Origin of the sequence: Bradyrhizobium dasycarpum (assembly GCF_042019905.1) — a bacterium.
In the GTDB taxonomy this organism is placed as follows: Bacteria; Pseudomonadota; Alphaproteobacteria; order Rhizobiales; family Xanthobacteraceae; genus Bradyrhizobium; species Bradyrhizobium japonicum_B.
On record NZ_CP169574.1, the window covers coordinates 4,590,204 to 4,602,207 of the forward strand.

General features: G+C 57.1%; 9 protein-coding genes. 4 read left to right on the forward strand and 5 right to left on the reverse strand.

Going from position 1 to position 12,004, the window contains the following annotated elements:
- The first annotated feature begins 66 nt into the window (after positions 1–66).
- The 4 genes from ACETMP_RS21975 to ACETMP_RS21990 are packed head-to-tail and all read left to right on the forward strand — an operon-like array spanning position 67 to position 3,793.
- The gene (locus ACETMP_RS21975) at positions 67–2,067 is read left to right on the forward strand and encodes a 4Fe-4S binding protein (RefSeq protein ID WP_375157833.1); all 2,001 of its coding nucleotides are present in this window, start codon (positions 67–69) and stop codon (positions 2,065–2,067) included.
- Positions 2,064–2,570: a DUF3305 domain-containing protein gene (locus ACETMP_RS21980; RefSeq protein ID WP_375157834.1), complete on the forward strand. Its 507-nt coding sequence runs from the start codon at positions 2,064–2,066 to the stop codon at positions 2,568–2,570. The genes ACETMP_RS21975 and ACETMP_RS21980 overlap by 4 nt, the downstream gene beginning before the upstream one ends.
- A complete protein-coding gene (locus ACETMP_RS21985; protein ID WP_375157835.1) occupies positions 2,563–3,147 on the forward strand; it encodes a DUF3306 domain-containing protein in 585 nt (194 codons plus the stop codon). The genes ACETMP_RS21980 and ACETMP_RS21985 overlap by 8 nt, the downstream gene beginning before the upstream one ends.
- A 49-nt stretch (positions 3,148–3,196) precedes the next feature.
- Positions 3,197–3,793, forward strand: a complete 597-nt coding sequence (locus ACETMP_RS21990) for a molecular chaperone (RefSeq protein ID WP_375157836.1) — start codon at positions 3,197–3,199, stop codon at positions 3,791–3,793.
- Positions 3,794–4,280: 487 nt separating this feature from the next.
- Here ACETMP_RS21990 and ACETMP_RS21995 read toward each other — a convergent pair whose 3' ends face one another.
- The 5 genes from ACETMP_RS21995 to ACETMP_RS22015 form a co-directional block, all read right to left on the reverse strand.
- On the reverse strand, positions 4,281–4,718 hold the full coding sequence (locus ACETMP_RS21995; RefSeq protein ID WP_375157837.1) for a DsrE family protein: 438 nt from the start codon (positions 4,716–4,718) through the stop codon (positions 4,281–4,283).
- A gap of 51 nt (positions 4,719–4,769) precedes the next feature.
- Positions 4,770–5,741, reverse strand: a complete 972-nt coding sequence (locus tag ACETMP_RS22000; RefSeq protein WP_375157838.1) for an MBL fold metallo-hydrolase — start codon at positions 5,739–5,741, stop codon at positions 4,770–4,772.
- Between the two features lie 48 nt (positions 5,742–5,789).
- A complete protein-coding gene (locus ACETMP_RS22005) occupies positions 5,790–6,611 on the reverse strand; it encodes an alpha/beta fold hydrolase (RefSeq protein WP_375157839.1) in 822 nt (273 codons plus the stop codon).
- A gap of 1,410 nt (positions 6,612–8,021) precedes the next feature.
- Positions 8,022–10,910 carry a winged helix-turn-helix domain-containing protein gene (locus tag ACETMP_RS22010; protein ID WP_375157840.1) on the reverse strand — a complete coding sequence of 963 codons (2,889 nt, stop codon included), beginning with the start codon at positions 10,908–10,910 and terminating at the stop codon, positions 8,022–8,024.
- A gap of 326 nt (positions 10,911–11,236) precedes the next feature.
- On the reverse strand, positions 11,237–11,977 hold the full coding sequence (locus ACETMP_RS22015; RefSeq protein ID WP_375157841.1) for an SDR family oxidoreductase: 741 nt from the start codon (positions 11,975–11,977) through the stop codon (positions 11,237–11,239).
- Positions 11,978–12,004: the final 27 nt, after the last annotated feature.

The window sequence follows — 12,004 nt, forward strand, 5'->3', positions numbered from 1 at the left end:
GCTCTCGCTGGAGGCAATCGACTTGATCCCACCAGGCAAGTTCTGATTTGTTCGTGTGAACACACGATGCCGCTTGATGTTGATGTTATCCGCCGCGGCTGCCCTCAGCCCATGACAGCGGCCAATCAGCTGTGCGGCGCCGATATCGATCGTTTCAGACAAATCGCTTCCGAAGACGGCCCGCTGACGGTCGGCTGCACACTGAAAGCAGCGCTATTCTCCGACGTCGCTGCGGACGTCGACCGGAAGACTCCCATACAATTCGCGGACATCCGGGAAACTGCCGGGTGGTCCAGCGAAGCCCATCGGGCCGGCCCGAAGATGGCCGCATTGCTGGCTGCGGCGGCAGAGCCAGCGCCGGCGGCGACTTGGGTTGAACTGGAAAGTCGCGGCGTCATTCTCATCTATGGTTGCGACGAGAAGGCGATCGAGGCCGGCAATCTGCTGAAAACTCACCTAGATGTCACGGTACTGATCTCGTCACCAGCCGCCATCACTACGCCGTACAGTGCGGTCTTTCCGATAGCAAAGGGCCAGGTGACGAGTGCTACCGGACATTTCGGCGCGTTCGAACTAACGGTCGACGATTTCGCGGAGGCCGCGCCCTGGTCGCGCGGGACTCTGACATTCGGACCATCTCGGAATAGCGCCCGTTCAGCCTGCGACATTATTCTTGATCTGACAGGCGGGCGACCGTTGTTTGGGGAGTCCGGTCTCCGCGATGGCTACTTGCACCATGATCCCGATAGCCCAGCATCGATTCTGCAAGCCGTGATGAAGGCGCGCGACCTTACCGGAACCTTCCAGAAGCCTCGCTACGTCAATTTCGAACCCAAGCTATGCGCTCATTCCCGTTCGCAGCGCACTGGCTGCACCCGATGTCTCGACCTATGTCCGGCGGGGGCAATCACGCCTTCCGGAGATCACGTAGAGATCGACGCAAACATTTGTGCTGGCTGTGGCCAATGCGCCGCTGCCTGTCCCACCGGCGCGGTATCCTACGCGCTTCCGTCAGAGGAAGCGCTAGTGTCTCGAATGCGCGCGATGATGATGGCCTACCGAGCAGCCGGTGGTGAGCGCGCCATCTTGCTCGTGCACGATGCGGCCCATGGAGCACCGCTCGTCGAGGCACTATCGCGCTACGGTGATGGGTTGCCGGCCAACGTGCTGCCGTTCGCAGTGAACGAGACAACGCAAATTGGTCTCGAGACGATCGCGGCGGCCTTTGCCTACGGTGCATCGACGTTGCGGCTTCTGCTCCGGGCAAAACCGCGTCATGACGTCTCCGGATTGGCGCAAACAATGATACTTGCAGATTCAATCCTCGCTGGACTTGGCTTCGGCCCGGAACGGATCGCGACCATTGAAACGGATGATCCCGATCTCCTGCTACACACTCTTCGCGCAATTCCGCCTCTCGCGCCGTCAGCGCAGCCGGCGAGCTTTCGGGCAGTCGGGAAGAAGCGGGACGTGCTCCGCTTTTCGCTTGGCGAGTTGCACCGTTCGGCTCCCACTCCGGTCGGGATCATCCCGCTCCCTCCCGGGTCCCCGGTTGGCGCTGTCGAAATCGATACTACAGGCTGCACCCTCTGCCTCTCCTGTGTCTCCGCCTGCCCCACGAGTGCTTTGCGCGACGATCCTGAAAGGCCTGTATTGCGGTTTGTCGAGGATGCCTGCGTACAATGCGGTTTGTGCCAAGCCACTTGCCCGGAGCACGTCATCACACTGGTACCGCGCATCAATTTCGAGACCGCCAGGACGCCTTCCCAGATCCTTAAAGAAGAAGAGCCGTATTGCTGCATTCGCTGCAGCAAAGCGTTCGGAGTCAAAAGCAGTATCGACGGTATAATCGCCAAGCTGGATGGCAAGCATTGGATGTACGCAGGCTCGTCCCGTAGGCTTGACGCGATCAGAATGTGCGGAGATTGTCGTGTAGCATTCCTGGCTGAAGAGATGATCGAGCCGTTCAGTGCGGGCCCGCCTACCGTTCGTACGACGGATGATTACTTCCGCCATCCAACTCAGCAGTCCCTGATTGATGAGGACCGGAGCGGGGGTGAGAAATGATATCAACCGCGTTGGCACACATCCCGATTGGCGTTGTGGTCGAGCGACGCAAAGCAAGGAGCGCTTGGGCCGATACCTTATGGCGCCCCGTGTTAGTGTTCGGAGGAAGGCCCGCGGCTAGTGCCTGGACCCGGCTCAGCGGTGGCGAGGACCAGTCGTTGTTCTATGCAGGCGAGGCGATCATCGAATTGCACCGCACCGAAGCGAACAATTATCGCGACAATCTACTTTCAGGCAGGCCGAGCGTGTGGGTGAATATGCACCCGACCGCCTCCGAACCGCCGTACGAACTACGGGCAGCTACAGTCGATCCGGCTGAAGGCGAGGCGTTTACGGATGCTGGCAGCAATCTTGTCGAGGCCGTTTCGATGCCATCGGAAGTCGCTGAGATTCTCCGCCGGTTCGTCGCTGAGCATTATGTCGAGCGTCCTTTCGTCAAACGGGCGCGCAGTCAACAGAGCACAATCAGTCGCAATTGGACCCACGGAGATGCCGGTGAGTGAGCGGGAAAGTTCGTTGCTGCGCTGGGCACGGTTGAAACAGACTGCCAGATCTTCAGAAGACGGCGCTGATGAGTTGCCTGAAGCGGATCGGGCTGTTGTGCCGAACCGCGCGGAAATGCCTTTCGACACGACGAGCCTACCGCCCCTTGACTCGATAGTTGCGGACAGCGACATCACCGCATTTTTGCGAGCGGGAGTACCGCCGGAACTGACGCAAGTAGCTCTGCGCCGGGCCTGGACGAGCGATCCCGCAATTCGGGATTTCATCGGGATCGCCGAAAATCAATGGGATTTTAACAAGCCGAACGGAATTCCCGGCTTTGGAGCCATGGCGCCGCTGGAGAGCAGCGTTGATGTCCTTGCATACATAGCGTCTGGGGGAGCTCCGTCGCAAGCTCCCTCTGAGGGCTCGGGAGCTGTTGACGATCCTTCCTGCGCAAGCACAAACGCTCTAAGACTCTCTCTGGAGAGCACCCCAGATACCTCATCGTTCGTCGGCGCCAAAGAAACACCTCAGGGACAGACAGGGGATAGTGCCGCGAAGCGGCCACGTCATGGCGGCGCGCTGCCTACCTGAGACACATTGTTTGGGCCAAGCGGCGCACACTGTCGGGGAGTTGAAGAGCATGGTACATGACGTCTCGCCGAAGCGCACTGTCGATGACGTCGACATAGCTCGCGCCCGAGAGTATGCCTTGTTGGCAACTTTGCTGACCCAAAGTCCGTGCGCGCAGCTTTTAGCTGATCTTGTTTGTCTACCCGGCGGTACCGGTCCGCTTGGTCAAGCACATACGGCTTTGGCGGAATCCGCTGTGCGAGCAAGCGAGATAAGCACTGCCGACGAATATTCCTCTTTATTTGCTGGAGTTAGCGATGGCGCGCTGCTGCCTTATGCATCGCATTACTTAGCGAACACATTGTATGGGCGCCCGTTGGCACGGCTTCGCGAAACGCTTGGGATTCTCGGCATCGAGAAGGGACCGGAGCGGATCGAACCTGAGGATCATGTCGGCATTCTTTGCGAGATCATGGCGGCTTTGATAGATGGTGACATTTCCGCGCCTGCTGGCGCAGATCGAACGTTTTTCAACAAGCATCTTGGCTCATGGCTGAACCGCTTCTTTGTTGACCTTGAGAATGTAACATCCGCGCCCTTCTATAAATCCGTCGGCACGCTTGGCCGAACCTTCATCGAGATCGAAACAGAGGCTTTCGTCCGATAGAAGAGAATAGCGAGACGTCTCCATTGTAGCAGGTTGTACCAAGGAACCCAGGAGCCGCTGAAATGCGAACGTTTGTCATTGCATGCCTGGTGCTAACCACCATTGCATTTGGCTCTGCTGCGATACTCTTAGGCTTTGTTCAGGAGTCCGCCACTACAGCCTTCGCCGAGCCAAGCGCACAACTTTAGAACAACCATCGCCTTTCTGAGCTGGCTCGAGTCATCTTGGGGATTAGGGCATTGATGGTGTTCGAGGCTCGCGGCGGCTTTGCGTGCTGATCAGCCGAAACGCAAGGAGATACTGAGCGGGCGGCGGGTCGTTCGTTGCCAGCCGGCAACGACGACCAGGCAAGCCCGACGGCTGTTGCACGGGATCCACACCTCCTTCAAATGAAGTGCCACCGATAGGTCCGACACCTTGTGTCACATAGGTGTCGGCCGCTTGGTCAATCCATCCCGCCCGTCGACGTTGCGAGCGCACCGCCTCCTCACTCGCTGATCTTGACAAAGCCCTCTTGGACGAGCTGGATTGTCCTCGCCATTGCATCCGTATTAACTCGGATACCAGCAAGAAGATCAGCATTTCCCCAGTGGTGGACCTTCGCGGTCGCGCCGCACAGTTCTATGCCCACGCCGCGTTTCTGCAAATCAGCGATGAGCTGCTTGTATGGATTTCCAGTCGCTATGTTCCTGTCAGCGTTGTAAGCGGCATCGTGCAATGTCGCATGGCCGGCGTTGGTGTGAAAGATCGCGACGATGTCTGCTTTCGCCTTCCAATCTGACGCGTCGTTTTCGATTAGTTGCATGTGGAAAATCGAAGCCGGCAGGTCTCCTTCGAACACCAGCGCCCCAATACTGAACACCGCTTTCACCTGCGCCAGCTTCACGGGGATATCGATATGCAGTGATTTGCCCGAAGTCGACATTTCAGTTCCTTTCGAAGCTATGTCTCACATCGCGTCATGTTAAGCGGAGCGTCAGACGCCCTCGTAAACCAGTCGGGTGAAGAAGGCGGGGGTAATGACGAACCGACCCCAATCGGCATCGAATGCAGCAGTTGGCCTGGCTGCCGTGGTCTCCTCGAGGGAGCGTCCCTGCTGCTTGAGCTTTGCAACGTTCTCGCGGATAGCGATGAGCATATCGCGAAACGCCTGTAGCTCAGTTCTGTTGCTGACCGGCTGACCATGGCCGGGAATTACAATGGTTTTGCCGCTTGCCGCTGCGAGGTTTTCCTCGGCAGCCTTGATCAGCCCATCAATATTCCCGCCGGTCGAGTAGTCGATGAAGGGATAGATACCGTTCCAGTACGTATCTCCACAATGGAGAATGTCGGCTTCGGTGATCGTTACGGATATGTCGCTGTCCGTGTGCGCGGGACTATAATGTTTCAGCTTAAGTATGGAGCCGTTCAGGGTCAGAGACTTTTCAGACGTAAATACTTCTGTTGGGATGGCAGCGAGCGGGGACGGAGTAAAGTTGAAATTCCAATCGGCGACCCGCTCCGCGACCAAGAGATGCTTTTGAGTGTTCTCATGAGCAATAATGGCTGCTCCTTCCGCGTTCAGCCAAGCATTGCCGTCCGAGTGGTCGAAATGCCAGTGAGTATTGATCAGATACCTAATTGGATCGCTGCTGAGGCCGTTCGCCGCCGCCAGGATACCCAGGCGTGATGCAGTGATGCCGCCATCGACGAAAACCTTTCCATCTGGCCCCGTGAAGACAGCGATGTTGCCGCCCGACCCTTCCAAGATGCTGACATTGTGGCGCAGCCTGTGTACCTTGATCGATGATTTGGCTGCGTCGTCACGGATCATATCCACAATGTTACGTGCTTCAGCAAAGGCTTGCGAGGGAGTCAACCATCCGCCTGTGGCCGCAAACGTGGCCGCGCTCATGCAGCAGAGACAGAAGCTACGTCGCGACATGGCATGTTGATGCAGGGTCCGCATTACAATATCTCCTGAGAAATACCGACGGCGCCAACTTCACCGCTGGGCTTACGATTCGATAAATGCCAGCAAGTCGGCGTTGACCTGTTCCTTGTGAGTAGTGCACATGCCGTGTGGCGCGCCTTCGTGGACTTTCAAGCTAACATTCTTGACGATCTTCGCTGAAAGACGAGCCGAATCCGCAATCGGCACGATCTGATCGGCGTCTCCGTGCAGTAGGAGTGTTGGGACCTCGATCTTCTTCAAATCCTCGGTGAGGTCGGTCTCGGAGAACGCTTTTATGCAAAAATATGAAGCCGGCAGACTAGCCATCATTCCCTGTAACCAGAACGACTCTCTCACACCCTCCGAGACCTTGGTGCCTGGGTTGTTGTAGCCATAGAACGGGAGGCTGAGATCTCTCCAGAGCTGCGATCGATCTGCCAGCACCCCGATGCGCAGCTTATTGAACACATCAATCGGTGTTCCTCCCGGATTCTTCTCACTTTTCACCATAACTGGCGGAACGGCGCTTATCAGCACCGCCTTAGCGACGCGCTCATTGCCATGCCGACCAATATAGCGCGCAACTTCGCCGCCACCTGTCGAATGACCGACGTGCACCACACTGGTGAGCTTCAAATGCCTAACAAGCTCGGCAAGATCGTCGGCATAGGTATCGAGATCATTGCCCTGCCAGGGCTGGCTGGACCTCCCGTGTCCGCGGCGGTCATGGGCGATACAGCGATAGCCGCGCGACGCGAGGAAGAACATCTGATCTTCGAAGGCATCGGCGCTCAGCGGCCAACCATGGCTGAACACAATGGATTGGCCGGCGCCCCAATCATTGTAGTAGATCTGCGTCCCATCTCTAGTGGTGAATGTGGCCATTGTCGCTCCTGATCTGCTGTTGGCATGCCTGCACATTTGCTTCCAATTCCCGCTCGGCCGCGACGAACCCTCCTTCACGAGTAAGGTAGGCCTTATCCGTTTGATGCTCGCAGAGCAGGCGCACGATGGGAGTGGTCGGCGAACGATCATGCTCCCCGCTTCATAGGGAACGAACTTAACTTTGCGCGCCGATGCGCACGTTCAGATCTCAGATACCTCAGTTCTGCAGGGTTCAGTCTCCATCGGTTCGCGATTAGCTCACAACCAAATCGCGTGCGGAAGTGAAATCGTCAGCAGTCGCACATGAGCGATATTCATGGACGTAGCCAGCGACGAAGACGCGCATCTCGCGGCATGCGGCGTGTTACGTCCAACTCTAGGCGCGATGCAGTCCGGCCCGACGTTTTAGAGAATGGTCTTTGTGCGCGAGCAGTGACATCATGCTCTCTCTGGACCTCGCAAATAGGGGCTGCGCATCTCTGACCAATCTGCATCAGCTTCGCGGATCAAATCGAGCGCGGTTGCTGAACAAGACTCTTTAAGTAGAGTTCCGCAGGGACGATTTCGACCCAGAGCACGTCCACAGCTTCATTCCCCGAAAGTCCGACCAATGGACCTGGCAAGCTCAATTGCAGACGGCAATGCGATCACGATCGAAGCGACCAACATCAAAAAGCCAGCGCTGTAAATCGCGGCGAATTCGCATCGTGCACAAGTCCTTTGAAAGCGACGCCAAATGCAACTGTTGTGCGGCCGTGAGCCAGGGCGGTAGCCAATCATGGTACATCACCTCACTTGAAGACGCTTTGTCTGACTACCAAGGGAGGCCCGAACACTTTCCCATTGCGGCGTCACCGTCGGTTTGCGGCGGATAGTGCAATTTGGCGCCCTCCGGAAGTGAAACGACGTCAGCTTACAGGTGAATGTGCTTCAGGTGTATGTCACATACCCCGTTGGAGTCTGCTGCTGGGTTGACTTCGATTGCTTGAGGACTCCGGCAAACAGGCTTTGTGTCGGCGTTCGTCAAGTATGGCTCGAGACAATTGCCGAATAGCTACTCTCCGGGCTCGCACCGACTCTCGAGGCACAATCCACCTTGCAGTTAGGTGCTGGCCAATCTTGCGGGAGCTTGCCGCAGGGCGACTCGTCCTCGCTCTGCACCACCCGGCTGGTGCTAAGACAAGAGAGAGGCAACGGCAATCACTTCGATAGAATGGAGCTCGCCGGCAAAGCATGCGGCTGCTATCATCCGCTTCTGCTTAGGCTACGACATGTCGAGCACTCATTAGAAGCCCGCCTCGCAACTTCAGCAGCCAGGGCAGCATCAAGGCGCCAAGCCAAGTCTGTCATGTAGCAATGTTCGATGCGGGGACACTTACCCGCTGCGATCCTATCGCCGATGATGTGGAGCTAGAGTGAACGCATCCCACTCCGAATCGTGTTGAATGATTGAATTAGTTCCCTTGCCTCCACGAGATCCCTCGTTTTGAAGCCTTCCGTGAACAAGGATAACGTGTGCACTAGCAGTTCGGTCGCCTCCTCCAGGCGATCGGTTTTCCGCCAGTGGCGCGCAAGTGAATTTGCGGCGCGCAATTGCCAGCCAAGCGCGCCGTCCGTTTGGGCTTGAGCGATCGCCTTTCGATAAACCGCCTCAACGTCGTCGTTGGCGCCGGGTCGGTTGGCCAAGATGTCGCCTTGTGTACGCAGTAGTTCAGGCAGCAAGTACGTGGGAGAGACAGCTTCCGCACTATGGACAAGATCGCAAATGGCCTTCTCCGCCTCATCTTGGTGACCCATGCGAGCAAGACCTTCGGCATACGCTCGTAGCGTCGGTACAAGCACAATGTTCAGTTGCTCGGCTCGAAGCGACTCGAGCACAGACCTGATCACGGAAACGCCCGCTTCGGTCCGGCCTCTCGCCAACAAAAGCTCGCCTTTAAGCGCCACGCCGCCCGTTCTATAAGGCTTCAACTGATGTTTGTTTGCGACTTCGATCACCGTTTCGATCAGCCCCTCGGCCCATTCCAACTCCCGCAACCACAGCACAGCGACGGTCGTGTAGAGATAAGTGATGCAGAGCGAAACAGGATGGCCTTGTGCGACGGACGCATCGAGCGTTTGCTTCGCAAACTCGCGCGCCTTATCTGGCATACCACAGAGCCAGGACGTCCAGACGCGCCCGATCGCACCCCTCGCTTTATTATCAAAACCGAAATAGTAGACCTTGCCGATCTCAAGTTGCTCTGCCCGAGCAAGTCCTCGCTCAAGTAGCTGTTTTCCGAGCTGCTGATGACCTATGAGGTTATAAGTCGAACCTAGCATCCAGTCCGACGCGGAAAGCTCGACAGGATCTTGGGATGTGTCGGCTAACTGGGCAAATCGCTCCGCCGCCCGTAGCGCCCCGCGGTAGTCCGTGCGCCGGGTCAGAAAAAGATTGTAGCCAGCGAGCAAGTGTAGCTCGGATTCCCGATCACGCAGCTCCACGGCCATTTTCAATGCCCGACTGATCGCGTCACCTACGCGCTCGTCGTTTGCCATAGAATACATACAGCAGAGCGCCAGGGATTCCTGCAGCCTCAATGCTCTCTTCGAGGCTCCCTCGTTGTCACTGAGATGCCCTACCGCTATTTCGCACCATCTGAGACACTCCTTTAACATCGATAGGTCCAACAGCATGCGAGAAGCGTAGGCGGCCAGATCGATGCCAAGTTCAATATTCCCGATATTGGAGAAACACCATTCTAGCGCAGACCGGACGTTGCCGACATGCAGCCCGAACTTCAGGCCTTTCTTCCCTCCGGCGTGGCGCGTTCCGGCATTCGGTCCGGCCAGGCAATCGACGCAGAAACGAGCGTGCCGCCTGATCACTTCCTGACGTTCACCACTTTGTGCCAGCTTCATTTCGGCATAGAATCGCGTGACATCCGGGATGCGATACATGTTTGTATCGTCTAACTGCAGCACCCTGATCAAAGACTTGTCCGTGAGTTCCTCAACTGCGCGTGCGACCACCCAATGGTCGTCCACGCTGTCGCTTGCCAGTGCTTGTGCGGCTTGAATCGTAAACGGTCCGATCAGGACGGATAGTCGGGTCAAAACGCGGCGTTCCACGTCCGAGAGCAGTCGAAAGCTCCAGTCAAGGGTTGCTTCGAGAGTGCGGTGCCTGGTTTCATGCCGGCGGCCGGGCCAGCTCAAAACACCCCGTCCACGAAGTCCTTCCAAGAGGCCCTTAAAGCCATACGTGACTAGTCGGCTCCCTGCCAGTTCAAGTGCAAGAGGATTGCCGTCGAGACGCCGACAGATTTCGGCCACGGCGCTGGCGTGATGATCGTCCAATTCGCCCACGTAGCCGCTGGTCGCCGCTCGCTTCATAAAGAGCTCGACGGCGCCAGCAGAGAGCGCCTCGACAGCGGTCAGGTGCTCGCTTTCGGTGGGGAGGCTGAGCGGCTCGATGAAGTAGACCGTTTCTCCGTCTGCACGCAAAGATTCCCGACTTGTCGCAATCAGATGCAGCTGCCTCACATGTTGAAAGAGCGTCGCGGCAACGTCAGCCACAACGTCAATGACGTGTTCGCAGCAATCAATGATGACCAGCATGCGCCGCTCTGCCAAAAAGGCGGCGAGCCCAGATAGTAGGTCACCGGAATGCACTGTGTAGCCCAAGGAAACAGCAATAGTTGGCAACACGAGGTCGGCTGCCGTTAGAGAACCTAGATCTACATAGCAGATCTCGTTCTTGAACTCGTTTGCCAGCAGATAGCCTAGCTCAACCGCCAGAGTTGTTTTCCCAATGCCGCCCGGCCCGACAATGGTTACAAACCGGCAGGCCAACGTCTGGGAAAAGAGAGCGACGAGCGCGTCATTGCGACCTACAACGTGATGGGGCCGGCTCGGCAGACTCCCCTTCGGTGGCGCGATCTTAGTTGCTGCTGACGCCTCCGATTGACTTACGAATTCCACGGGCGCGACGAACACATATCCTCGCCCTTGCACATTCATTATGTAGGGCGCGCCTTCTCCCGAACCTAATGCGCGACGAAGATCGCTCATTTGGACACGAAGATTCGCCTCATCGATCATAAGGCCAGGCCACACGTGCTCAAGTATCTGCCGCCGGCTGACCACCTCACCTCGGTGGCGCAACAGCAAAGTAAGAATGTCGAAAGCACGACTTCCAAGCTCAACGGGCGCTGGTCCCGCAAGGAGAATCCGCTTTGAGGGAATCAGACGATACGGTCCGAAGCGGAATGCTTCACATTCGTCCGCCAGTTCTAGAGAGGCAACGATCTCACGGCTCATCACTGCGCCCACGTGTGATGATCGAGTATAGCCGGCCGGGCGTCCTGATCGCATCCGCTCGGGTTGAACGGTCCCCGCCTGATGAATACCAGCACCCTAACCAATCTGTTGGCTTGGCGTAGCCCGACTTTAGCAGAAGCCAATAGACGGTAATATTTGACCTTCAACGATGTTGTTGTGGGAGCTTTTCTTTTTCCACCGGCTGTTCATTGCAGATCAATCGAAAGGTGAAGGACGAGCCGCGCCTGGCATTGACGGCTCGGCAAACGCTTTAGCGAACGCAATCGGGCGACGTCATCGCCGGTGGCGTTTCCCGCGGGTTTCACTCAAACGATGCCGCCGTTCGCACGTATGACCTGCCCGTTGATCCAACTTCCATCAGGCCCGACGAGAAAGGCGACGACGGCTGCTATCTCTGCCGGTTGCCCGAGTCGCTCCAAGGGCGCGAGTTTGGCCAATTGATCGATTAGGCCCGGAGGTTTTCCATTGAGAAATAGCTTGGTCGCGGTAGGCCCCGGAGCAACGGCATTGACTCTGATGTCACGGCCGCGAAGCTCTTTGGCAAGCACGCGCGTCATCGTCTCCACGGCAGCTTTGGTAGCGGCGTACACGGCATAAGTTGGATGATAAAGACCAACTTGGCTGGAGGAAACGCTGATGATCCGGCCGCCATTCCTCACCCTCCGGGCCGCCTCACGAAGAGTATTGAAGGTTCCCTTGAAATTCGCTGCGACAAGACTTTCAAAGATAGTATCGTCCGTCTCTGCTAGTGTCGACAGACGCATGATGCCAGCATTGTTCACCAGTACGTCGACTCCGCCGAAGGCAACATCGGCCATCTCGAACATTCTTTCTACTGCGCCCGGCTGAGTTACGTCGGCCTTAGCCGTGATTGCACGACCTCCGGCGCTCTCGATTTTTTCAGCAAGCGCGTCGGCCTCGTTGGCGCTGCCCAAATAGTTGATCACAACACCGAAACCATCACTAGCAAGCCTTTCAGCGATCGCGGCGCCGATGCCGCGGCCGGCACCGGTAACGATGGCGGCCCGTTGATCTGCACACGACATTCACCCTCTCCTCTTGGCCTATGGTGC

Excerpts from the sequence above, each read along its gene's own strand:
- ACETMP_RS21980 (WP_375157834.1), top strand. The coding sequence starts at position 2,064 with ATGATATCAACCGCGTTGGCACACATCCCGATTGGCGTTGTGGTCGAG.
- ACETMP_RS21990 (WP_375157836.1), top strand. The coding sequence starts at position 3,197 with ATGGTACATGACGTCTCGCCGAAGCGCACTGTCGATGACGTCGACATA.
- ACETMP_RS21975 (WP_375157833.1), top strand. The coding sequence starts at position 67 with ATGCCGCTTGATGTTGATGTTATCCGCCGCGGCTGCCCTCAGCCCATG.
- ACETMP_RS22005 (WP_375157839.1), bottom strand. The coding sequence starts at position 6,611 with ATGGCCACATTCACCACTAGAGATGGGACGCAGATCTACTACAATGAT.
- ACETMP_RS22000 (WP_375157838.1), bottom strand. The coding sequence starts at position 5,741 with ATGCGGACCCTGCATCAACATGCCATGTCGCGACGTAGCTTCTGTCTC.
- ACETMP_RS22015 (WP_375157841.1), bottom strand. The coding sequence starts at position 11,977 with ATGTCGTGTGCAGATCAACGGGCCGCCATCGTTACCGGTGCCGGCCGC.
- ACETMP_RS22010 (WP_375157840.1), bottom strand. The coding sequence starts at position 10,910 with ATGAGCCGTGAGATCGTTGCCTCTCTAGAACTGGCGGACGAATGTGAA.
- ACETMP_RS21995 (WP_375157837.1), bottom strand. The coding sequence starts at position 4,718 with ATGTCGACTTCGGGCAAATCACTGCATATCGATATCCCCGTGAAGCTG.